At 67.2% G+C, this 22,551-nt stretch carries 17 protein-coding genes and 1 pseudogene; 7 read left to right on the top strand and 11 right to left on the bottom strand.

Annotated elements, in window-relative coordinates; translation table 11 throughout:
- Positions 1–120: 120 nt before the first annotated feature.
- From R3E10_19455 to R3E10_19440, 4 genes are all read right to left on the bottom strand, one after another.
- On the bottom strand, positions 121–2,385 hold the full coding sequence (locus R3E10_19455) for a hypothetical protein (protein MEZ4417940.1): 2,265 nt from the start codon (positions 2,383–2,385) through the stop codon (positions 121–123).
- A gap of 89 nt (positions 2,386–2,474) precedes the next feature.
- A complete protein-coding gene (locus R3E10_19450; GenBank protein ID MEZ4417939.1) occupies positions 2,475–2,741 on the bottom strand; it encodes a DUF3303 family protein in 267 nt (88 codons plus the stop codon).
- A 257-nt stretch (positions 2,742–2,998) separates the two neighbouring features.
- Positions 2,999–4,222, bottom strand: a complete 1,224-nt coding sequence (locus R3E10_19445; protein ID MEZ4417938.1) for a 6-bladed beta-propeller — start codon at positions 4,220–4,222, stop codon at positions 2,999–3,001.
- Positions 4,223–4,335: 113 nt separating this feature from the next.
- Positions 4,336–6,396, bottom strand: a complete 2,061-nt coding sequence (locus R3E10_19440; GenBank protein ID MEZ4417937.1) for a von Willebrand factor type A domain-containing protein — start codon at positions 6,394–6,396, stop codon at positions 4,336–4,338.
- 231 nt (positions 6,397–6,627) lie between these two features.
- Here R3E10_19440 and R3E10_19435 point away from each other — a divergent pair, with 231 nt between their 5' ends.
- The 3 genes from R3E10_19435 (at position 6,628) to R3E10_19425 (ending at position 9,793) form a co-directional block, all read left to right on the top strand.
- The gene (locus R3E10_19435) at positions 6,628–7,137 is read left to right on the top strand and encodes a sigma-70 family RNA polymerase sigma factor (GenBank protein MEZ4417936.1); all 510 of its coding nucleotides are present in this window, start codon (positions 6,628–6,630) and stop codon (positions 7,135–7,137) included.
- Positions 7,121–8,452, top strand: a complete 1,332-nt coding sequence (locus R3E10_19430) for a carboxypeptidase-like regulatory domain-containing protein (protein MEZ4417935.1) — start codon at positions 7,121–7,123, stop codon at positions 8,450–8,452. The genes R3E10_19435 and R3E10_19430 overlap by 17 nt, the downstream gene beginning before the upstream one ends.
- Before the next feature lie 195 nt (positions 8,453–8,647).
- Positions 8,648–9,793 (top strand): NAD-dependent epimerase/dehydratase family protein, encoded by a 1,146-nt coding sequence (locus tag R3E10_19425; GenBank protein MEZ4417934.1) that lies wholly within the window; start codon positions 8,648–8,650, stop codon positions 9,791–9,793.
- 30 nt (positions 9,794–9,823) lie between these two features.
- Here the strand turns inward: R3E10_19425 and R3E10_19420 are convergent, their stop codons facing one another.
- The 5 genes from R3E10_19420 to R3E10_19400 all read right to left on the bottom strand — a co-directional run bounded on the left by R3E10_19420 (position 9,824) and on the right by R3E10_19400 (position 14,478).
- Positions 9,824–10,258 (bottom strand): hypothetical protein, encoded by a 435-nt coding sequence (locus R3E10_19420; GenBank protein ID MEZ4417933.1) that lies wholly within the window; start codon positions 10,256–10,258, stop codon positions 9,824–9,826.
- A gap of 34 nt (positions 10,259–10,292) precedes the next feature.
- Positions 10,293–11,444, bottom strand: a complete 1,152-nt coding sequence (locus tag R3E10_19415; protein ID MEZ4417932.1) for a hypothetical protein — start codon at positions 11,442–11,444, stop codon at positions 10,293–10,295.
- An 86-nt stretch (positions 11,445–11,530) separates the two neighbouring features.
- Entirely contained in the window at positions 11,531–12,709 is a 1,179-nt protein-coding gene (locus R3E10_19410) for a hypothetical protein (GenBank protein ID MEZ4417931.1), read from the bottom strand.
- A 180-nt stretch (positions 12,710–12,889) separates the two neighbouring features.
- Complete coding sequence (locus R3E10_19405) at positions 12,890–14,080, bottom strand: hypothetical protein (GenBank protein ID MEZ4417930.1); 1,191 nt, start codon at positions 14,078–14,080, stop codon at positions 12,890–12,892.
- A gap of 218 nt (positions 14,081–14,298) precedes the next feature.
- Positions 14,299–14,478, bottom strand: a complete 180-nt coding sequence (locus tag R3E10_19400) for a hypothetical protein (GenBank protein MEZ4417929.1) — start codon at positions 14,476–14,478, stop codon at positions 14,299–14,301.
- Between the two features lie 135 nt (positions 14,479–14,613).
- On the opposite strand from R3E10_19400, the gene R3E10_19395 reads away from it, so the two are divergent.
- The gene (locus tag R3E10_19395) at positions 14,614–16,161 is read left to right on the top strand and encodes a hypothetical protein (protein MEZ4417928.1); all 1,548 of its coding nucleotides are present in this window, start codon (positions 14,614–14,616) and stop codon (positions 16,159–16,161) included.
- A gap of 1 nt (position 16,162) precedes the next feature.
- Here the strand turns inward: R3E10_19395 and R3E10_19390 are convergent, their stop codons facing one another.
- Together R3E10_19390 and R3E10_19385 are read right to left on the bottom strand one after the other, a co-directional pair.
- On the bottom strand, positions 16,163–16,795 hold the full coding sequence (locus R3E10_19390) for a M24 family metallopeptidase (protein ID MEZ4417927.1): 633 nt from the start codon (positions 16,793–16,795) through the stop codon (positions 16,163–16,165).
- Positions 16,796–17,216: 421 nt separating this feature from the next.
- A pseudogene (locus R3E10_19385) lies at positions 17,217–18,098 on the bottom strand (adenylate/guanylate cyclase domain-containing protein).
- 622 nt (positions 18,099–18,720) lie between these two features.
- Here R3E10_19385 and R3E10_19380 point away from each other — a divergent pair.
- Genes R3E10_19380 through R3E10_19370 form a run of 3 tightly spaced genes read left to right on the top strand, consistent with a single transcriptional unit; the run spans position 18,721 to position 22,537 of the window.
- On the top strand, positions 18,721–20,370 hold the full coding sequence (locus R3E10_19380) for an insulinase family protein (protein ID MEZ4417926.1): 1,650 nt from the start codon (positions 18,721–18,723) through the stop codon (positions 20,368–20,370).
- The gene (locus R3E10_19375) at positions 20,367–21,866 is read left to right on the top strand and encodes an insulinase family protein (protein ID MEZ4417925.1); all 1,500 of its coding nucleotides are present in this window, start codon (positions 20,367–20,369) and stop codon (positions 21,864–21,866) included. The genes R3E10_19380 and R3E10_19375 overlap by 4 nt, the downstream gene beginning before the upstream one ends.
- Positions 21,863–22,537, top strand: coding sequence for an epimerase (locus R3E10_19370; GenBank protein MEZ4417924.1), 675 nt, complete (start codon positions 21,863–21,865; stop codon positions 22,535–22,537). The genes R3E10_19375 and R3E10_19370 overlap by 4 nt, the downstream gene beginning before the upstream one ends.
- Positions 22,538–22,551: the final 14 nt, after the last annotated feature.

Genomic DNA, 22,551 nt, shown 5'->3' with positions numbered 1-22,551 from the left:
AGTGTACGCTCCTGCCGGAGCGCGGTTTCCCGGCGCCCCCGGCCCCGCGCCTGGGCTAGCCCAGGGCACGCCTGCCTGCCTCATGGGAAGGCGCGCCCTGAAGAACCTCGAAGCCCGCTCTCAAGGTGTAGCCCCGGTGCCGGTGCCCAACCACCTCGGCATCGCCAGGGCGCCATTCCCGGCCGAGTCCCATGCGGCCACCCGAACCCACGCCTGGCCGGTTGCATCGAAGGGGATGCGTAAGGTCTGCGATCCGAACGCTTCCAGATCTCGCGCCGACACGGTGGTCGTGCGGGTGGAATGGCCATCGCCGGTCACGACCTCGACAAAGTCCAGCGGGAACGTCCACGCCACGTCGACAACGGCGGTGGCCTGGGCACCGCTACCCTCATACCGCACGTTGGGGAGCAGAACCTCTCCTGACGTCACGAAGTAGTCACCGCTCCGCAAGGCACGAATGATCGGCGCGTAATCTCCCGGCTTCGGAAGCTCGGCCAAGCGCAGATAGGTGACGGGGCCGTTGGCGTAGATGTCATCCCCGGGCGCTTTCGAGTAGGTCTCCGTGATGGCCAACAGAGCCTTGGGGGCGCGGTTCTGGCCCACCAACCAGTTGTTCATGTCGTCGAGCAGGGGGATCACACGCTTCCCCGAAAGCCGCCTCTCCGATCGGTCCGATCCCATGCCCCAGCGCCAGCCCGCGCCGCGATAGCGGTCATTCAGGAACTGCGCCGTGCTCTTGATGGCATCAGGATAGCCCGTCGAGCCCTTGGTGCGCGGGTGGGGCATATACACCAGCATGTCCTCAGCCTCGATCATCGAGAGCATGTCGCCGACGCTGCCGATATGATAGACGCGGCCGTAGTCCGGCTCGGTGGTGACCAGCGGGGTTCCCGGAGCGCGCTCGTCCACGTAGTAGACCGGATGCGAGAAGAGAAGGTCCCAGTGTCCACCCAGCAGGTTGCTGTTCTCCATCTGCGCCATGACCATGAATTGATCATCGGAGTGTCGCTGCGCCCCTTCGAACAGCCAGCGTTGCTCCTCGAGTTGGGTTTCGTCCCGCGGCCGATCGACCGGTCCTGCGATATCGATTCCGGCGGAGCGAAGGACGTCGAAGTCGGGTAGGCGGGAGTCCATGCTGCCCGTGGCCATGAGCGTCCGACCCACATCCGTGTGGTAGTGGCTGCCCATCACCTTGTAGCCATCGAGTGCGCGGTACACGTCCTCGTGGGTGAAGGCGAGCGCCTGCTCGAAGGCGGAGTCGACCTGACCGAGCGTGGGGAGGAAGTAGGCAGCCATGTGCTGCTCCGTGCCCGGCGGCGCGCTGTAGAGAGACCAGTTGGCGCGGTAGCGTTCGATCACTTCTGCTTCGCCTTGCCGGATTCCGATGGCGAAGCGATCGGGGGCTTCTTTGCGATACCAGTTGTAGCCGACGTTCACCTCGACCTCGCGCGCCCAGAAGAACGTATGAGGGGGTGGGAAGGCGGCGATGGCCGCGCCGTTGGTCTCGCCAACCACCAGTCGGTTGGCCGCCCTCAGCACGACCCTGTCATCGTTGACGGGGCCGCGCAGGCCGTAGGCTTGTGTGCTGTGCGCGACGTCACGCCAGTACACTCGGCTTCCTTCATTGATCGGCAGTCCGGTCAGCCCGACATCATACTTGTAGGCGACGGAGGGCAGGTGGGTGGAAGCGACCGCCTCTACCCGGATCAGGCTGGTGCCGTCGTAGACGGTGAACACAAGGGATCCCCTGAACGAGCCCAGCTCCAGGCCACCGAACCAGACGCTTGCGCGCCGCCCTTCCGACCGGACAGCGCAGGTCGCGGAGCGGAAGGTAGCCCTGCCGCGACGGATCTCGTCGGGTGAGCGAGGGAGGCCAGGCTGATCTGCCACCCCCTCGGCGGGGGGTGGGTTGCCACCCATGGGGTTGCCGGAAGAGGGCGGTGTGCTCAGATCGAGCGGCGCATCCCAGAACACGTCCCACTTGTAGCGATCGATCACCTCTTGGGTGAGCTCGACGCCCAACTCACGTAGCGGAACGAGCTGCTGGTTACTGATGCGACGGAAGCCCTCCACTACTTCGAAGGAGACGCCCAGATCACGGCCCACGACCTGCCACCGACCCGACCTGGAGGCCAAGGCCAGTTCGACGATCCGGACGGTATCGTCCTGAGCAGCCAACGAGACACGCATTGGGCCATTCGTGCCAGTCCACTCCAGAGCGACGCCACCGTTCAGTGCTCGCAGGGAAATGGGACTGCCCTGCTCGTAGCGGCTCAGGTCGCAACTGCGTGGCGCGGGCTGCTGCCCCAGAACCCTCGTGGCGGGGGCCAGCGCAAGAACTCCGCTGAGGCACAGGCGCGCCAGACCGCGGAAGCGTCGGGTCATCGTTCCTTCCCGGGAGACGAGGGACCAGGGAGTGGCTGGGTAAGACTCCCTCGCCCTCGGGATGATGGCAAGCGTGCGGCGGGACGGAGCTAGGCGAGGGCCCGCCGGGCCGCCTCCGCGGAGGGGATGACCCGCAGGACCTCGAAGTCCACCAGATCCGACCAGGAAGCCATCCAGTCCTGAAGCGCAGCGGGATCGGACACCTCCATGATCTGGTAGCAGCGGCCGAGATCCTCCGTCACCCAACTGTCCACGTAGCGCAGCGCGGTGGGGATGCCGCGCCCGGTCTCGCGGACGCGTTGGTAGACGGCTCGGGCGTCACCATTCCGATAGGTCTCGATCAGGAGGACGAACACGCGGATGCTGCCTTCCTATGCGGACGACGAAGCGCCGGTTTGAGACGGTGCGTTCGCCTGCGCTTCGCACCAGTGGATTGTCTGGAGCAGCCCAATACCAGCGAGCGTAGCGATCAGCCCCGTCCCGAAGTGGGCCGAAAGGTGTGCCCCCTCGCCGCTCGATGGGTACACCCGAAACTCGAGCACGAGCGCGAGGGTCATGAAGCCCAGCCCTCCCACGACCAGTATCCACGCCATCCAGCGCGGGTCACCGCTCTTCATGGACCTTCCTCCTCGACCCCAGTGACTCGACGAAGTGTGTGCAGCCGCACGTACTCGATGCCCAACTCGTCACGCCGTACCCCGAGCACATAGTCCGTTCCGATCTCGAATACGATCAAGTCCTCGGGCATCTGGACGGTCGCGACTCGCTGGCCATCGGGCTCGAAGACGCTCCACCGGCCGCCTGCGCCCTGTGGGAGCGCGCCGGTCCAGAGATTGTCACTGGCGGGATCGTACGATTTGATCCAGACGCGATCCGCAGGATCGACGCGAAGCGCCGAATACACGGGTAGCGAGGGCCCTGGACCGAGTTCCGGAAGCGCTGAGGCATTGAGGCGGCTGATCGGGTCGTTGGCCCGGCGGACTTCCTCAGCCAACTGCTGCCACGCTGCTTGAGGGGGGACGAGGGTCGTGTCCGGCCAGCTGACCGAGCGCCGAGCGTCGGCTGCTGCGTCGAAGACCTCGAAGCGTGTCTCCGCGCCATCGGCCACGACGAATCCACTTCCGGAGCCAGCCGTGACAAACCGGGGGGAGAAGGGGTGGACACCGGACCCGCGCGCTGCTCGCCAGCGGCGGAGGCCCCCGACCCGCACCAACTCCCCCCGCTCAGCGCCATCGGGCGCGTAGTGCATCACGACCATGGTATCGGCGAACGGCTCCGTGCTCCACTTGCTCGGGTCCACCTGGATGCGGGCGATGGCGAACCCCCCGTCCGGCAGAGCCGCGACGAAGGCGTCGGGTGCGGCAGCGGACGGTCGCAGGGCGACCTCTCGGACAAGCCTGCCCTCGGAATCGAAGAACGTGACCCGTTGGTTCCCGGAGTCGAACACTCCGATGGTATCGCCCGAGTGCACCCACGCGGCCGCGAGACTTCCGATCTCTCCTGGGCCCTTCCCAGCGCCACCAGCCGTGCGGAGGTGCCGTCCGTTCGCGTCGAAGTAGGAGAGGGTCCCGGTCGTTGGTGAACCGACTACGATGCGGCCGTCGGACAGACGGTGGACGGACGAGACGCCGTCGAGATTGTACGCGGAGTCGCCGGCGACGGCCCCGATCTCCAGCCAGGGGACCGGGTCGACGTCCCACGCAGCACCCGCGCCCGAGTCCGTGTGTGGCGCGGTGTCGCCGCAGGCCGTGAGCGGGCCGAAGACGAGCAGCGCCGTGGGAGCGAGCCTGGCCGTCGGAGAGTGCGTCCTGCGCCGGGGTTTGAGCACATCGCCCAAGCTGTGACCCCACGGATGGCCCTGCAACTCACGGCAAGGGGCGGCACGCCCGGCCCCCGCACCCCGAGGAGGTGCCCTCTGGGGTGCGAGGGCCGTCTCGCGCGAAGGCGAAGTCACCGGCTCCCGCCATCCGCGTGCAGGTGACCGGTCAGCTGCTCATAGGTCCGCACCAGCTCGACAAAGCCATGGCGATAGCCCTCCAGATCTTCGCCCAGCCCGGAGTGTGCGAGTGACAGGACCTCCTCCACGGAGAGCGTTCCCCGGTACTCCGACTCCCGAAGGAGCATCCCGAAGCCGGCTACGGCGGAGGCAAAGCGGAGGTCCGGCGAAGCGCTCCGGACCGCATTGGCCTGCACGGGCTTCGTGATGAGCCGACTCTCGCGTCCGTCCGGGTCCTTGTAGCGGACCTTCACGAACGCCAGCTCGCCGTGGTCGGTGCGTCGGGGTACCGGGCCGAGCGACGCCTGGTACCGGAGGGGGTCGATCGTGGCCCCACCCGAGTCCGACACACTTCCCGTCGGCACGACCTCGTAGAGCGCCGTCACGGTGTGTCCCGCACCCAACTCGCCCGCGTCCTTCCTGTCGTCGTTGAAGTCCTGAGCGGCGAGCATGCGATTCTCGTATCCGATGAGCCGATACGAGTGTACCCGTGCCGGGTTGAACTCCACCTGGATCTTCACGTCCTTGGCGACGGTGAGAAGCGTTCCACCCATCTCGTGGACGAGCACCTTGCGGGCCTCGTCCAGGCCGTCGATGTAGGCATAGTTGCCGTTTCCGTGCTGGGCCATCTCCTGCATCTTCGAAGACTGAAGGTTGCCGGTGCCGAAGCCGAGCACGGTCAGGAACGTCCCCTCCCGACGACGGTCCTCGACGAGCCCCACCATGGCTGCGTCACTGCTCTCGCCCACATTGAAATCGCCGTCCGTGGCCAGGATGACACGGTTGTTGCCGCCACGGGTGAAGTGACGCTGTGCGACGTCGTAGGCGAGGCGCAGGCCCGCGCCGCCGGCGGTCGATCCGCCGGCTTCCAGGCGCTCGATCGCTTCCAGCACCAGGTGCCGGCGCGCGCCCGAAGTGGGCTCCAACACCAGCCCCGCGGCGCCAGCGTAGACGACGATCGCCACCCGGTCCTGTTCCCGCAGCTGGTCGACCAGCAGCCGCAGCGAGCGCTTCACAAGGGGTAGCTTGTCCGGCGACTGCATGGAGCCGGAGACGTCCAGCAGGAAGACCAGGTTATTGGGAGGGGCGTCAGACATGTCGATGGGCATGCTGGCAAGTCCGACGCGGAGAAGCTGACGTCCTTCACTCCACGGCGCCTCTCCGAGCTCGGTGGTGACGGCAATGGGTGCTTCACCACGGTGAGGTAGCTCGTACTCGTACGGGAAGTAGTTGACCATCTCCTCCACCTGGACGGCATCCACCGGAGGCAGCCGGCCCTCGTGCAGGAGAAAGCGTCGAATGTTGCTGTACGACGCTCGATCCACGTCGATGGAGAAGGTGGAGAGCGGGTTGTCAGCGGCCGACAGGAACCCGCTCTCGGAGATGTGGGCGTACTGCTCCCTGTCGAAGGGCTGGGGATCCCGGTGCCCGGCGCTGGAGGTCGTACTGCCCCAGCGCGCGGCGCCGGTGGGTGGAGTGGTGGGTGTGACACCGGGTACCCGGGGGGGCGCGGCGCTCGATGCTGGAGGCTGAAGGTTCGTCCAGCCTCTGGGATGCGCAGGTTGATTTGCCGGCGCAGCGGTAGTGGCGTCGGAGACGACCGCGGCCAGCGGTCGGCGGACCAGTTCGCCTGCCTTGCCCGTGACGACGATTTCGTCCAGCGCGATGATGGTCATGTCGAGCTGGAAGTCCGCCGTGGCGGATGCTTGGGCTGGGCGCCCCGAAAGCCCCAGGCGGGCGATGCCCGAGTCGTACCCGATGAGTTGGGCCACCACCTGAAGCTCCCGTGGGACCGTGAGCCCTTCCGGGAAGAGCAGGACGTAGCGTCCTTCCGCGTTGGTGAGAGTCCCGACCGCGGTTCCGGGAATGAAGACCTGGACACCCTGCAAAGGATGGCCGTTGGCCGCGTCCGTCACGCCCCCGCTGATGGTGAAGGGCTCGCCCGCAGCCATCAACCACTGGGTGGCCAGAGCGAGCACAGCGATTCTGCGAACTGCCCGCACGAGGGAATGCATGGGACTTCCTCCGGTTCGGGGACGGCGCCGACCGGGACGGACCCCGGGTTGGCTCACACCGCCTTCGACGAACCAGGCAGCGGGACTTGCACGGCGGCACGGTTCGCGCAGCCCCTGGCGGGCGGGCCCGAGAGGGGACCCTGTGCAAGATTCAGCGGTTCATACGTCGATGGAGTGTGGGTCGCTCAGAAGCGTCTCGCCGACGGCCAACCCAACCCACCGGGAGCGCGCGTGAAGACCGATTGGGAAGCGGTCTACCGGACCACCTACCGTGAGGTCGTGGGCTTTCTGGCGGGCTTGCTCCTGGACCACGAGCGGGCCAAAGACCTGGCCCAGGAGGCATTCGCCAGGGTCCTGGGCCATGAGGCGGACAACCCTCGCGGACTGGTCTTCCGGACCGCAGCCAACCTGGCTCGCGACGAGGCGCGCATGGTGGTACGCCGCAAGCGGCACCTGAAGCTGCTCAAGGTCGAGGAGGGTGCCCGGGCGGACGGGGTCGCGTCGCCCTGGAAAGAGCTCGAGTCGAAGGAACGAGCCGAGAAGGTCCGTGCGGCGCTCGAGACGCTTTCCGAGACGGACCGGCAGGTCCTGGTTCTGTGGAACGCGGGATTCGACTACGGCGAGATCGCTGAGCGCACTGGGCTGTCCCGGGGCGCGATCGGGACCACGGTGGCACGCGCCAAGGCGAAGCTGGTGCGCGCATGTAGCGCCGAGGAGGGCATCGATGCGGCACATGGATGAGGGAGTTCTGCAGGCGTGGTTGGACGGGCCGCGTGCGGGGCTCTCGGAGCAGGAGCGCGCTGCGGTCGAGGAGCACCTGGCCCTGTGTGCGGAGTGCGCGGTGAAGGTTGCGGCACTCCGCGCGTCCACTGTCGCCGTCAGAGGTCTCCTGGTACCGGCAGGGGAGCTCGAGGAGATCCCGGACTTCTCAACGGTCGAGGCCCGGGCTCGCACGTTGGGTCGTGGCGGTCCGAGCGATCAGAGCAAGAGCGTGGCGGTGTGGTCTCGGCCGCGCAGTCGCATGATCCCGATCGGATGGGCGGCGAGCGTCTTGGTGGCGTTGGGCGCCGGCTGGATGGCCAACGAGCTGAGCCGTGGAGCAGGGGAGCCAACCGTAGTGCAAGCGGCCGCCCCCGCCGCCGAAGCCGCGGAGGATGCGTTGCCCCCCGTCGAGGCCGAAGTCCGGCGCACGATGCAGGCGGAGGCCAACGTCCCGCGCGAGCAGGCCGCAACCGTGGAGGGTGCGGAGGCCGTCGCGCCCACCCCGCTGTTCCGGCCAACCTCGGAGACGCGGGCTCGGCAGCCACAGTCCTCTCGGCGACTCGCGGTGGAGGGGCGCGTCACGGATGCTGCCTCCGGGCGACCTCTCCGTGGTGCTCAGGTCTACCTCCGAGGGACGACCTGGGGCTCGCTTACCAACGCGGACGGGAGGTACCTGATCATGCTCGACGAAGCGCCCGACTCGATCGAGCACGGGATGACACTCAACGTCGACCTGATCGGATACGACCAGGAGAGCCGATCACTCGCTCTGGGTGATGCGGGGACGAGCGTCGGCGACTTCCAGTTGAGGCAGACGGCGATCGCGCTCGATGAGATCGTGGTGACGGGCAGCGCTCAGAAGCTGGAGCGGCGAGCCCTTGGGAATGCCGTCGCGATCGCGTCGGCCTCCCCAGCGCCCGCTCAAGCCGGGGTGGCACAACCCATCCCTGTGTCAGGGCTGACGAACGGATCCCTGTCCTGGCGCGCCGTCGTGCGAGCCGACGCAGAAGACCTCATCGGCTTCCCCCCGCGGTTCGTGCCAGGGCTGGATGTGCTGAGTGTCGAAACCGCGCAGGTGGATGGGGCACCCGTATTGCGGGTGGTGCAGAGCCTGGAAGGGGGGGGTAGGCTCCGGCTGTTTCAGTCGCTCCGCGCGTTTGAGCTCGACAATGATGCGGAAGCAGGCGTCGCTGCAGCCGAGTCGGAGGGCGGCGTCTTCCTGTTGGGCCAGGCACCGCTGCCGTCAGACGCGATCCGGGCGCTGCTGGAGCGGGCCAGGGACGGATCGAGCTGAGCACACGCCATGGCGAGGCGACCATCCGGTGGCCGCGGGTCCACGGCATCCGTGTCGCAGAGCTGGCATGACAACGACCGTCCTTGACCGGGGCTTCGATCGCCTCGACACTCCCTTGCCTCACAGTCCCATTGGTGTCCCGGGAGCCGATCCGGTTCCCGGGTTCGTCCGAGTCGAGAGGAGACGGTCCGCATCATGACTCCCACCAGACGCGACTTCATCAGGACCACCGGTGTGCTCGGCGCTGGGTTGACGCTGATCGGCCCCACCGCCTGCACGGGTGGAGCTGGCGATGCAGGGTCTTCGACGCCGGCGCCCAAGCGGATCCTGATCTTCGGCGGTACGGGCTTCATCGGCCCCCACACGGTACAGTACGCCATCGAGCGTGGACATCAGGTCACGACCTTCACGCGCGGGCGTTCCGACGCGGATCTACCGGAGGGCGTGGAGCGACTGGTGGGCGACCGCAACGATGACCACACGGCGCTCGAGGGGCGGAGCTGGGACGTCGTGATCGACAACAACGCCCAGGACTACCGTTGGGTGGAGAAGAGCACCGAGCTGCTCAAGGGCGCCGCACAGCAGTACGTCTTCGTCTCCTCCATCTCCGCCTACCAGCTCGAGGGCTTCGACTGGAGCCGCTCCGCTGACGTCTTGTACCAGCCGATCGTCGGTGTCGACTACCCGCTGATCGAGGCCCCGGAGGGATGGACGCACGGGGAGCCCGCCGCGTACGGGCACATGAAAGCGCTGAGCGAGCACATCGTTCGAGCTGCCTTCCCCGGCCGAGCCACCATCGTCCGACCGGGCCTGATCGTAGGACCCGGCGACGAGACCAACCGGTTCGGCTATTGGCCCCTGCGGCTCGATGATGGCGGCGAGGTGCTCGCGCCCGGGAATCCCGAACATGCCTACCAGGTCATCGATCAGCGCGATCTGACCGAATGGATCGTACGGCTCGCCGAAGACGGGACCGCTGGCGACTTCAACGGGACCGGCCCCGGTGAACGGCTGTCGTTCGGCTCCGCGCTCGACCAGATCGGCGAAGCCGCTACCAAGCCATATTCGCTGACCTGGATCCCGGAGTCCTTCCTGGAAGCGCAGGGGCTGATGCCTTGGCGCGACTTTCCGTCCTGGATCCCGGGCGACCCCCTCATGTTCGTGGATGTGAGCGCGTCCGTGGCTGCCGGGTTGACGTTCCGGCCGCTCTCGCTGACGGCGCGCGACACACTCGCGTTCGAACGCAGCCGCGACCCGGAGCGGGTGGCCTCCCGTCCGTTCGGACTCACCCGGGAGCGGGAGCAGGAGGTTCTGGCGGCCTGGCACGCTACGCAGGGATAGCGGGGGAGCTCAGGCGGAGAGGTTGAGCTCCTATCGTACGGGGGTCGCTGCCCAGGGGCTCCGCACAGATCGGAGCAGGCCGGACGCGTAGAGACCGTCGCGGCGCGCCTGGAACATGCCAGACCGGGGGCCGACGACCCACCTGCCTTTGAGTTGATCGCCGGACTGATGGGCTCGGATCCGAATCATCGGACCCTGCGTCGCCACGGTCAGCACGAACTTGCTCTGGTCGAAATCGCAGCGGACCACTGGAAGCACGCCCATGGTCTCGGAGGTGAAGACGCAGTCAGCCGCGCCCGGTTCTCCTCCGATGAGCAGCGCACCATCATCGTTCCAGCGGTCGCCCCAGAGCTCATATCGATAGGAGCCGGCCAAGCTGCCAGGAGCTGAAGGCATGGTCACACAGGATGCGGCTCCCAGCGTCAAAGCCAGGACGATGTTCCTGCTGCGGCTAGCGACGGGCATAGGTCTCCAGCTCCTCCGAAGCGACCGACGCCCGCTACCGGGCGAACCGCCATAGCTCGATTGTCTCGACACCCAGGACGTCCGTGGCGCGCGCCAGGAGGTAGTCGGACCCCGCCTCGAGCACGCGCAGGTTGGCGGGCACGGTCAATGTGCCCGCGTGCAGCCCAGCTCGAGAGAATACCCGCCAGTCGACCATCGGATCGCCCGGGAGGGGATAGCGCCGAACCCAGAACGCACCATCCCGGGCGACCAGCAACTCGCTGAACACTGGGGTTCGTTCCGGAGAATCGACCACGCGAAGCGCCCGCCGAGCTGCTGCGAGATCGCGGCGAGCGACGGGCTGTTCGAGGTATTCCTTGGTAGCCGCGGCGATGTCTCTGGGACTGAGGATCTGCTCGGTGGGCTCCCAGCGTGTGCGCAGGATGAGCACGCCCTCGCTCGAGTAGACGTCGAAGCCCCCTTCCGCCTGATCTCCGACGATGAACGTCCACGGATCCCCTCCGCCCGCAACGCGACTGTCGGGCGCCAACAGGCGTCGAAGAAGACGTGGACCTGTTTGTGTTCCACCTCCGATGGTGGGCTGTGGCCCGACGTCCGCTGCGAAGATCTCTGCGCCAGGGTAGAAACCGAGGGTGTCGGCCCGATCGTTCGTGAACCCGATGCGGATGAGTGCCGCGGGCTCTCGCCTGGGGCCATGCGGCATGTACGGGCCTGGGTGAAGAGGGCTGGACAGGGCCACCACGGTGCCGGTCGGAGCGGCGGTGAGGTCCTCGAGCCCATGCCCGCTCAGAGTCGGTCGCGACTCCTCTGAAGTGTACTCACCCTGACGCGTGAAGTGGATCAGACGCCAGAGGAATCCCAGCTCCAATACGGCAATCGAGCGATCGTCACCCGCAACGATGCGAAGCGACTGGTGATGGAACTCACCCGGGCCGGGCCCGGGGCCGCCGATCCTACGAAGCAATCGCCCGCCTCGATCGAACAGGAGAATCTCACGGGAGCCACCGTTGGCCACGGCGATCTCGTCCCGGTCCAATCGGCGAGCGGACCAGGCCAGGTGGAGGGGGGCGGTATCGTCGGTGCCGAGGACCACATCGGGGGCGTCGGCGAGATGCCAGCGCGGCGCTCGATCGAGAGCTCCGTGCGTGACGATGCGCACGCCGGCGCTGTCGCGTTCTTGGGGCATGCCCCCGGCAGGGCGCGTTTCAGTGGTGCATGCCGTAACTGCTGCGGAGGCGGCCAGCATGAGGGCGCAGTAGCGAGTGCCCGGGCTCAAGGCGACCTCGAATACAACACCGCCATGGGCACGCCCAGCGAGTCCCGTTCCTCGACGAGGATACGATCACCGCGCACATCGAGGAGCTTCGCTTCTGACGGGATCGCAGCGAGGCGGAACCCTGCCTCGGCCACGAACTCGAACCACCGTCCTGACCCGCGGATGCTGAGCTCTTTCAACAGTAGGATCTCGTCGGTTACGAAGAGATCCGATAGGTAGCTCGGCCGGGGTGGGAGGCCCATCCCTTCGATGTCCTTCTGCCAGCGGATGCGGGTCTCGTCGTCCGGGGCCCGAGCCAAGGCAGTCTCGAGGTACAGCGCCATGGCGGAGTCGGCGTCGGGCAGTGGGACATCGACCCGCACGATCTCCGAAAGGACCCCCTCGGAACTCCACCGCTCAAACCCGAAGAAGGTGCCGTCGGAGACGATCAGGTCGGAGTCGACGAAGGCCACTTTGGTGCTTCGGCCGATCGGGTGAGGCCCACTGCCCGACGGTTGACCGAAGCGCTCCGAGCTGATGCGCTTGCCGAGGTCGAGGGCGAGGGCCCCATCCGGTTCGTAGAGGCGGAGCGCGGCGGTCGCGACGTGGAACCCCTGCGGCGGTCCGCCGTCGGGTATACTCCACCCGATCGAGGCGACTCGTCCTCGCCGACCACACGCTAGGAGGTAGGGTTGGACGCCACCCTCCAACCTGCTTGCCCTCTTCTCGAGGAACGACCCGCTCTCGTCGTAGAGGTTCGCGCTCCACCCGATGTCGAAGACCGCGAACCCCTCTGCAGAGCACTTCCCGGACCCGACGATGAACTCGAACTCGCCCGGCCCTTGTCCTGTCCCGCCTTGAACCCCGAGAAGCGAGCCGTCGGCCGCGAAGTGCCTGAGCTCGCGCGACCCGGCGTCTGCGAGCACGATGGAGCCGTCGTCGAGCAGAACGCCAGCGGGGATCCGTGAGAAGAGAAGCTCCGGGGGCCCCTCGACCGCGCCGATCCTCAGGAGTTCGTGCGCAGAGGCGGGCGCGGGCCAGGCATCCGGAGCGGCATACTCAACGATGCGCACACCGGCGCTGTCGGTCACGGTCGCGGCGGTGGGATGGGGGGTCGCCGGCCCGCACGCTAGCGCCAGGAGCGGTGTAGCGAGCGCGACGTGTGACAAGGAGGGCAGTCGGACTCGAGAATCCACCTTGGTCTCCCGTGGCTCTGAGCAGTCGCCGAATCCAGCGTCACTCCTAACGTCGTCGGTCGAAGCGGGCAAGCTGCGAGTGGGGCCGGGGTCGCGAGTCCCTCCTCTTCTTGGGGGCGCCCGACGTCCGCTCGCACCCGGGAGGGGTGGCCCTCTAGGCTGAGCGTCGAGACCGCCGCGTCAGAGTGAACCGGCTACAACGTTCGCCCCGAGTCGGAGTCGAACCACGTACTGTACATCCAGATCGTCGGTGGTAACGCCGTATAGGAATCCGCCAGTCGCCACGGGTTGCCGGTTCAGAATCCAAAGCGGAGTGGCCAGCGTCACTGTGCCCTGGAAGACGCCCGCCGTGTCGAACACATCGAGGCGCGTGGCCCGCTCAGGGTCTTCTGGATCGGGGAACGCTAGTACGTGACCTGCGTCGTCCACGACGACTTGGTGTAGAGACCACTTCGTGTCATAGACGTCGCTGGGGTCGATTCGTCGAGGGGCGATCCACTCGCGGACCAGGGCTGACCGCTCCTCAGGCGTAACGATCGCCGGTTCGTGAGGCAGGCTGAAAACCAAAGTGGTGTCACCGGATAACGTCCTGCGGAAGATCTCGTACCGTCGGGTATTGAAGAACCAGATATCGCCGTGGCGGTCGACGTTGAGCCTGATCGTACCGGAGAAGGGCCGCGGTGCGTTCCCTGCCGTGAACGGCATGTCGAACTCGATGGCAGGGAAGGAGTCCCGACTTGCGAGATCCGGGCCTAGGCCAAGGGGGCGAAACACGAGCCTGGAGCCACCTGGATACGAGTCATCCCAGGGCAGCTCCACAGCCCAATCGACGAGCCCAAGACCGGGGATCACCCGGCCTGGCCAGGGCCGCAGGCGTGAAAAGTAGTTGCGTGGGTACGTGGCAATGAACGAGCCGTCGCTGGCGAACACGGAAAAGCGAAGATTGCGACCCTCGTTGATGATGACAGTGCCGCGGGGATCGAGGGTCATTCCCGTGATGCCGCTCAGTTGCCCGGGCCCCTGGCCTTCGCCCCCGAACGAGTGCGAGAACGTCCCGTCACCGTGGAAGACGCGAACGTCATTCGCGAGGGCGTCCGCCACCAAGATCCGACCTTCGAGGTCGACTGCAATGGGGCCGATGAAGCCGAAGCGATCAGGTCCGGACCCGTTGACGCGACCGATGCGCAGATCCTCTACGGTCGTCCATGCTTGGGACGGCGCCCAGAGTGCGTCCCCGGAATTGGTGACTCGCAGGGCTCCGTTGGCCAGCGTGTCCACCCGGTGGTGTGCCGGCCCATGTGCTGGCGTTGGCCCGCAGGCGGACACCGGCAGATAGGCGGCAAGCAGGTACATCACGGGGGGTCTGCTCACCTTCATGCCTTCGAGCAGGACGGTGCGCCACCTCTGCGTGAAGCGACCTACTCTTGAGAACTGCCTACCGAGATGCACGCCAGCCCCCCACCGCGGATAGGCACTCGGGCGAACTTGGAAGCAAGCCGTTCCACAGGTTCGTAGTACCTAGCGCACAAGCTGCGCGGTCCGGTAGGCAGACTGCAAGTAGGAGAAGGGCGGTAGGGCTCCCGCTGGAGTCAGCTAGGATTCGCTACGCCCGCCGATGCGCTGCCGAACAGGATCTGGAGCTGGCCCCTCAGCACCACGATCGCAGCGACCACCGCCGCGCTGACGATGAGGGCCAGAGCCACGTACTCCACCAGGTCCTGGCCGCGCTCGTCCGCCCAGAGCACTTCGAACAGGTGTGGGATCTTCATGGCAAGAAGAGCAAGGACGATCCGTGCCAGGGTGTCACCCTCGGGGCCAAGGTCCCTAAGTGACCTTCAACAAATGGCTTAGGCCGTCGCGCCCGGGCGGAAGGCCAGGCCAGGCCGTGGCTCGTCGGCGGCGGTATGCTGCACAAGAGCGACGGGCTGGTGCGTGCGGGGCAGGTGGTCCTTTTGATCCAGCAAAGCGAGATTGCGTGCTCCGACCTCGACTCTCGCCCACCCCGTCGCGCCATGCCCAACCATCGCCTTGCCGCTGCGCTCCCGCACCGTGTGGGCCTCTTGCTGCTCGTGGGCTTCGCCGCAATTCCGTCGGGGACCGCGGCCCAGGACTACCACACCGACATCCGCCCGATCATCGAGGGGCGTTGCCTCGGCTGTCACGCTGAGGACGGGGTGGCCTTCTCCATGGAAGACGCCGATCGGGCCTATGGCCGCCGCGGCAAGATCGGCGAGATGCTACTCGAGCGCCGCATGCCGCCCTGGTTGGCCGAGGCGGGCCATCAGAGCTACGTCGGCGACCCATCCCTGAGCGGAGAGGAGCTCGAGCGCGTGCGGCGGTGGGTGGATGCCGGCTATCCGCGCGGTACGCCCCAGCGGTCCACAGCGCGGCCGGCGCCACTGGCTCCTTTCCGCGCGGACCTGACGCTGGACGTCACGGGTGGCCGGGCCTACCTGCCCGATCAAGGCGGACCCGATGAGTACCGCTGCTTCGTGCTGGACTGGCCGCGGCAAACGCCCGGCTTCATCACGGGCTTCAAGGCCGTGCCGGGCAACCTGCACGTGTCCCACCACGTGGTCGTGCATGCGATCGAGCCCCCGTTGGCACAACGCTTTCACGAGCTCGAGGGTGAGGAGGAGGGCGCGGGCTATCGCTGTTTCGGGGGCGCCCTGCCGGACCGGTTCAACAGCCGGACCGAGCGCGATGCCTATGACGCGCGCTATACGAATGGCGTGCGGGAGTTGAGCCGCGGCAACTTCTGGTTGGCGCATTGGGCGCCCGGGATGGACGGGTACACGTTCCCCGAAGGGACGGGGATCGCCATGAAGCCGGGGGCCGCTCTGGTGGTGCAGATGCACTACTACACCCGCCACGCGCCGGGCGAGAGCGATCAGGGCTCCCTGCTCGAGTTCCAGCTCGCCGACGAAGTGGAGCGCCCCGCTGTCAACTATCCCTTGACGCAGAACCGGTGGCTCAACGGCGAGCGCAACGGGTCCATGGTGGTGGGGCCGGGCGCGCAGGCCACCTACGAGGTGTCTGAGAGTCTGGGCGACCTGCTCGGCTACCTCGCTTTCGCGACGCAGGTCCCGCAGGATTCGATCGAGGCCCTGGAGATCCACTCGGCCAACCTGCACATGCACAGCTTCGGTCACTCGGGCGTCGTCACACTGACGGATGGGAACGGTCGTCGGGAGACGCTGCTGTCGATTCCCCGTTGGGACCTGGGTTGGCAACGGGATTTCACGTTCGTCCATCCCAAGGTGTTCGGACGCGACGGCCTCGAGGATGTGCGCCTGTCGGTCCAGTGCACCTTCGAGAACTCGACCGATCGACCCGTCTATGGGGGCTACGGGTCGGATGAGGAGATGTGCTTCAACTTCTCCTACATCGCGGTGCGGGCGGCGGGACGACGGAGCGCAGACGGATCCAATCGCGGCGCGCCGAGGCGCTGATTCAGCGGGCCATGGCGGCCGCGATCTCTTCTGCGGAGTAGGGCAGTCCGGCGCTCAGGATCCGGTAACCGCTGTCCGTCACCACGATCATATCCTCCAGGTAGTAGGCGTCCGGCCCCAGCACGAAGCCGGGCTCGTAGGCCACCACCATGCCGGCTCGCAGCACCGTTGGGATATCCTCGCCGCTATCCAGCCCGACGCCGTGGATGTGCCAGGTGCTGGCGCCACCTCCGAGGATCGCTTGCGCGGCAGCGTCGGCGGTCGCGGTCCCCAGTGCCTCGCTACGCCCACGGACTGCATCCATGCTGGCGGTGCGAACGTCGGCCACCGGCACCCCGTCGGCCATGGCCTCCAGCCCGGCCCGATACCCGGCGATCAACAGATCCCAGGCCTCGGCCTGGGTTTCGCTGAAGCGACCGGAGACGGGCAACGTGCGTCCGACGTCTGCTCCGTAGAGTCCTCCGGCGCACCCGATGTCTACGCGCATCAATTCGCCGGGTTCGGTGATGCGGTTGTTCTGGTCGTACCGGAAGAACGCCCCAACCAGCTGACCCATGTGCGCGGACGGACCCGACATGGTCCACGGCCAGAACGAGGGCCCCTCTCCGCCGCTCGCGATACAGGCGTCGACCATCGCACCCTCGTTGACGCGCTGGCGGAGCCCGGGTGTCACAGAGCGAGCAACGGCAAGCAAGCTTTGGGGCGCTGCGCAACGCGTTCGTCTCCAGAATCCGGATTTCCGCGTCCGACTTGACGGCACGTTGCTCCATGATGGCGACCTTGGCACTTCGGAAGGTCGCCTGCGGGAACGCGCGAGCGAGCGTCTCCTTCCACAAGGTCCTTCTGCCCGCCACCGGTGCCATGCCGGGGGGCACTCCGGTCCCTTCCGGCCTCCGGGGCTCGTCGACATAGAGGGTACGTACACCTTGGGCGAGGCGGCTCTCGACCCAGGGCGCGAACTCGGACCAGGGCCGAACGGACGTAAGGTCCAGCTCCTCTGCAGTGGAGCGGGGGATCAGTCCCTCGACCGCTACGCCGAACGACTCCGGTGCGGGGGGCAGGAAGAGGTGCGACGCGCGGGCGGGTCCGTCGAGCGCGAGGATGGCGCTCGGTACCTCGGGAAGACCGCTGTAGTAGAGGAAGGCGGCATCCTGTACGAAGCCCCACTCCTCCATGGACTTCTCGGCCGGGCGGGCCTGCAAGAGCACGACGCCGTCGCTCAGGCGGGCCAGGAGGGCCGCACGGCGTATCGCGAACTCCTCTGACGCCACCGGCGCTGCGTCCGGGATCGACATGACGGGCGCTTCCGGTCCCGGGACCCTTCCGCAGGCTCCGATCAGAAGGGCCAGCAGGATCGCGAGTGACGTCGAGCGCCCGGCGGCGCCAGTGAAGGTCGCACCAACCCGCCGGATCGCTGCCAATGCCAGTGGCTCGTCTTTGCCGCGCAGCGGCACGGGGCCCAATCGCTGCACGTCATACGCGGGGTCCGGCGGAAGGCGTATCGCCAGCTTCTCCGAGACGAGCAAACGATGCCCGAGGGCATTGCACTGTGCCTGGATGCGTGACGTCGTATTCAGAACGTCTCCGTTGTAGACGATCTCGCGCTTGATCTCGCCGATCTCGGCCGCGATGACCTCTCCCGCATGCAGACCCGCCTTGAACTCGGGGGCTGTGCCGAACTCGTTCAGGAACGAGGCCCTCTGCGCGGCCAGGCGCTGTTCGATGAGGAAGAAGGCTCGGACGCAGTTCCCATCCGTCAGGCCTACCCTGAGAGGCCAACTCAACACCACTTCATCCCCCACGTACTGATAGACCTCCGCATTGGTCTCCAGAATCGGCTCCGACATCTCGGCAAAGTAGCGCTGAAGGAAGCGGAAGTACCGCTCGGCGGGCATCCGATCGGCGAGGGCCGTGGAGTCCTTCAGGTCGAGGAACATGAAGATCCGCTGCTCGCGCCGGGGTTGGTGGTAGCGCCCGGTCAACAACCCCACCAGCACGCCCCGACCCAGCAAGCGGTCGAGATGGATGATGAACAGGTACACCATGATCACGGCGAACGCGACGATCAGGCCCGAGGCCACGTCGGCGCTGGTCAAGGCACGCAGGTACGCCGCCCAGCTCGTCCCCTCGAGGGCCACGTCGAGCAGGTTGAGCGCCGCGAAGGCCAGGAACAGGACCGCGAGCAGGGCCAACGACTTGACCACGAGGTGGAGCGCGAAGGGCAGTCCCTTGAGCCAGTTGCGTAGAAGGAAGAGCTCCGCTATGCCCACCGAGAAGCCGAACACGAAGCCCAGCAGGATGGACCCCGGCAGCAACGCCTCCGGATCAGACCATCGCAGCAGGATCGCGACCGGGACGGTGGCGATGCCGAGCTTGAGGGCCAGCAGCAAGCGGCGTCGGGTATAGGCTCTCACCTCAACGACCCCCCAAGGATCCCGGAGCGTAATCGGCGTCCGCTCATGAGGGGTCCCATGAAGCCGGAACGCAAGTGCATGGGCCAGGGCGCGATCCCTCGTACCACCCGAAGTCCGATAGCGGCGCCGCTCCGAGGCTTCTACCTTGACCACGCGCAGCCGACACCCGACTCCCGCTCTACCGGTCATGGAATCGTTCGTCTCAGTCGCAGGGCTCACCCGGCGCTTCTTGCGCAGCGGACACGTCTCGTCCGGGGCGCGCGTACGCACCCTTCCCCGGCGGGCTCGCGGTGTTCTGACCATCGCCTTCTTGGGGGCTGCCTCGTCGCTCGCTGCCCAGACCACCTACGAGTTCGGCATCCGTGAGCACGTCTTCGACAACGGGTTGCGCCTCCTGGTGGTGGAGCGTCCCGACGATCCGCGCGTGGCGGCCAAGATCTTCACCGACTTCGGCTCCCTGATCGAACAGCCGGGGCAGCTGGGCGCGGCCCACTTCCTCGAGCACCTGCTCTTCAAGGGAACCCGTTCCCTGGGTACCACGGATTGGCAGCGGGAGCAGCCCTTGCGCGACTCGATCGCGCGCATGGACCGGGCGCTCTCGGAGGCCAGGAACGCAGCCCGCAACGAGCTCCGTGAGCGGGGCGTCTTCCACGACTACCGCCACGCGCAGAGCACGCCCCTCATCGACTCCATCCAGGCCGAGATTGCCCGGCTGGAGCTGACCGCCAGCGCCTATCGTGACCCCGGCGCGATGATGCGCTGGTATCAGGCCTATGGTGGCACGGGCCTGACGGCGACCACGGAACAGGAGTACATGAAGTTCGACATCAACCTCCCTCGGGAGCGGGTCGAGCTGTTCCTGAGAGTCGAGTCGGACCGCATGCGCAACACCGTATTCCGTGAGTTCGACGCGGAGCGCATGATCCTGGTCGAGCAGCGTCTGGGCGACCTGAACCGTGTCAGCACGCCGTTCTATGAGGCCATGAATGCCCAGGTCGGCATGGTCCATCCAGTGTTCTTCCCGGAAGGCTACCGCTCCGATTTCTACCAGTACAACCGGGCCTACCAGCGCAACCTCTACGAGCGCTGGTTCATCCCCAACAACACCACGTTGGTGTTCGTGGGGGGCGTCCGCCTGGAGGACATGGTTCCACTCGTGGACCGCTGGTTCGGGGACATGTACCGCGCTCCCGAGCCTACGCGCACGTTCGCCATCGAGCCCGTGCCTCACGGAGAGAAGCGACTCATCTGGTCGTCCCCTGATCTGTCGCCACGCGTCGACATGCGCCACTTGATCCCAGGCGTCGGGCATCCGGACCGTCCCCACGTGGACGTTCTGGCCGAGGTGTTGCGCCTCGAGGTGGGAGATGCGCTGCGCGACGCCGGGGTGAACGGCTCAGTGGATGTGAACACTCGCGTCGTGCACACGGAGCGCTTCGGCGTTCCCGCCACGTTGAACATCGAGGTGGTGACCGGCAGCGAAGCCACGCTGGACGCGGCCGAACAGGCCGTGCTGATAGCGATCACGCGGGTGCAACAGCGCGGCACCGCGGCGGGCCGGCTGGCCCGGGTCAAGAAGCGCCTTCGCACCGAGTGGTACCGAACACAGCAGGATGCCGACGCATTCGCCTTCGAGATCGGGCATTTCCAGACCATGGATTCCTGGCAGACGTTGGCGGAGCATCTCAACGCTCGCGAGCGCACCACCTCCGACGATCTCATGCGGATCGCGTCCCGCTATCTGATCGCAGACAACCGGACGGTGGGCGCGGTGCGGCGGGAGGTCGAGCGATGAGGGCGCGTCGTGCGGTGAGGCCCCGCGCTGGGAGGCGCTCGCCCGTCCTGGTCGTGTTGCTCACCGTGGCACTCACCGCGTGTGATCGCGAGCAGTGGCGACCCGACCTGCCCCCGCCCCACACGATGGAGCTGCCGGCCCCGACGTTCCAGCGACCCGATCCGGCCCAACTGCAGCAAACGCTGGCGAACGGATTGGTGGCCTACGTGGTGGAGGACCACACCACACCCCTCGTGACCGTGGCGGGCATCGTGGGCGCGGGCAGCGCCGACGGGCGCGTGGCCGGCGCCAGCGAGGCGTGGGCCGCCGCGCTGCGGGCGGGGGGCACCGAAGTGCGCTCCCGTCTCGAGGTGGCCAGGCTACTGGACGACATGGTGGCCGAGTTGTCGGTGACGCAGACGCCCGAGGAGACCCGCGTGGTGCTGAATGTACCTGCGGAGGACTGGGAGGCGGCACTCGGCCTACTCGCGGATCTGTTGCAGCGACCGGCCGTCCAGGCGACGGACGTGACGCGGATCTCCGCCCGTGGGACGCGGGGGATCGATGCCTCGGCGGCCGCAGGGGGTGAGTCGGGGCCCGTCCTCTACGAAGGCTCACTGGCGAGTGCGGTCGACGTGTTCACCGCCACGCTGCTGGACGGCCACCCGTACGGCACCCGCGCGATCACGCCTTCACGGCTGGGCGTGGCCGACGCGGTCGCCTTCCAGCAGAGCTGGGTGGTGCCCTCCAACGTGGCGTTGGCGGTGGGCGGTGACCTGGACGGTGCGGCGGCTCGAGCCGCCGTGGAGCGGGAGTTCTCCGGGTGGCGGGGCCCGGCCCCAGCCGAGCGGGCCGCCGTGCCCGAGGTGTCTGGCGACGCGAGCCGACGGCTCCTGCTGCTCGATGCGGACAAACTGCAAGGCTGGCTGGTGCTGGGTCACGAGCTGCCCGTCGTGCCGTTGGAGGACGAGGCCCCGCTTCAGGTGATGAACTACATCCTGGGCGGCGGTCACTTCGACACCCGCCTCTTCCGCGCCACGCGGGATCTGAGAGGTCTGACCAACGACGACTCGGGCTTTCCCGTCCAGTCCATACGCGGCCCGGGCACCTACACGTTTCGCACCTATGGGCGGCCGGAGGTCATCCCCCTGCTGCTCCACCTCACGCTTGAGGAGATCGAACGCATCCGCAGTGGGCCGGTGAGCGAGGAAGAGCTGTTCGTGGCCCAGGGGGCCTTGGCCGACGGCGAGTACACGCTCGCCTACCGCGACGGGCATGTCACTGCACTGTCGTTCGCAGAGGAGTGGATCCGCTACGGGAGCCACGAGCGTTCAGCCAGCTACCCCGAGCGAGTGCGCGCGGTCACGGCCGAGGCCGTTCGTGCAGCGGCTGCCGCGTACCTGCATCCCGAACGCATGGACGCCGTGCTGATCGGACCGGTCGATGCCATCCTGGCCGCGCCCCCGCTGGAAGGGGAGCCACGCCTGGATGCCTTCGGCACGCTGGTGCGCCGGTGAAGGTCATCCTCTTCGGGGCCAGCGGCATGGTGGGGACCGGCGTCGTCCTCGAGTGTCTGGACGATCCGCGCGTGAGCGAAGTCCTGGTGATCGGCCGGCGCTCCTGTGTGCGGAGCTCGCCCAAGCTGACGGAGATCCTGAAGCAAGACGTCTCCGATCTCACGGATCTGGAGCCGCGGCTCGCCGGCTACGACGCGTGCTTCTTCTGCTTGGGCGTCTCTGCCGCGGGGATGAGCGAGGCGGACTACACGCGCCTCACGTACGACCTCACGATGGCCGTGGCGGCGTCGTTGGCTCGCCTGAACCCTGGGATGACGTTCTGCTACGTGACGGGGCAGGGCACCGACAGCACCGAGAAGGGCCGCTTCATGTGGGCGCGCGTGAAGGGGAGAACCGAGAACGCGCTGCTGCGGTTGCCGTTCAAGGCCGCCTACATGTTCCGGCCCGGCTATATCCAACCCCTGCGGGGCACCACCTCGTCCACGACGCTCTACCGAGCGCTCTACGCCGTGGTGGCGCCGCTGTATCCGCTGCTGGAGCGCATTGCCTCGAAACAGCTCACCACCACCGTGAAGGTGGGCAAGGCGATGATCGAGGCGGCCGCGGGAGGCGCGCCCAAGTCCGTGCTGGAGGTCTCCGACATCAACGCGCTGGCCGCGCGGAGCGGATGAGTCGCGGCTTGAGG

This window comes from Gemmatimonadota bacterium, assembly GCA_041390105.1.
Classification (GTDB): domain Bacteria; phylum Gemmatimonadota; class Gemmatimonadetes; order Longimicrobiales; family Gaopeijiaceae; genus JAGQIF01.
Note: the sequence above shows the minus strand (reverse complement) of the source record. Positions and strands in the feature narration are given on the sequence as shown.

Excerpts from the sequence above, each read along its gene's own strand:
- R3E10_19455 (MEZ4417940.1), bottom strand. The coding sequence starts at position 2,385 with ATGACCCGACGCTTCCGCGGTCTGGCGCGCCTGTGCCTCAGCGGAGTT.
- R3E10_19440 (MEZ4417937.1), bottom strand. The coding sequence starts at position 6,396 with ATGCATTCCCTCGTGCGGGCAGTTCGCAGAATCGCTGTGCTCGCTCTG.
- R3E10_19430 (MEZ4417935.1), top strand. The coding sequence starts at position 7,121 with ATGCGGCACATGGATGAGGGAGTTCTGCAGGCGTGGTTGGACGGGCCG.
- R3E10_19425 (MEZ4417934.1), top strand. The coding sequence starts at position 8,648 with ATGACTCCCACCAGACGCGACTTCATCAGGACCACCGGTGTGCTCGGC.
- R3E10_19420 (MEZ4417933.1), bottom strand. The coding sequence starts at position 10,258 with ATGCCCGTCGCTAGCCGCAGCAGGAACATCGTCCTGGCTTTGACGCTG.
- R3E10_19415 (MEZ4417932.1), bottom strand. The coding sequence starts at position 11,444 with ATGCCCCAAGAACGCGACAGCGCCGGCGTGCGCATCGTCACGCACGGA.
- R3E10_19400 (MEZ4417929.1), bottom strand. The coding sequence starts at position 14,478 with ATGAAGATCCCACACCTGTTCGAAGTGCTCTGGGCGGACGAGCGCGGC.
- R3E10_19395 (MEZ4417928.1), top strand. The coding sequence starts at position 14,614 with ATGCTGCACAAGAGCGACGGGCTGGTGCGTGCGGGGCAGGTGGTCCTT.
- R3E10_19390 (MEZ4417927.1), bottom strand. The coding sequence starts at position 16,795 with ATGGTCGACGCCTGTATCGCGAGCGGCGGAGAGGGGCCCTCGTTCTGG.
- R3E10_19375 (MEZ4417925.1), top strand. The coding sequence starts at position 20,367 with ATGAGGGCGCGTCGTGCGGTGAGGCCCCGCGCTGGGAGGCGCTCGCCC.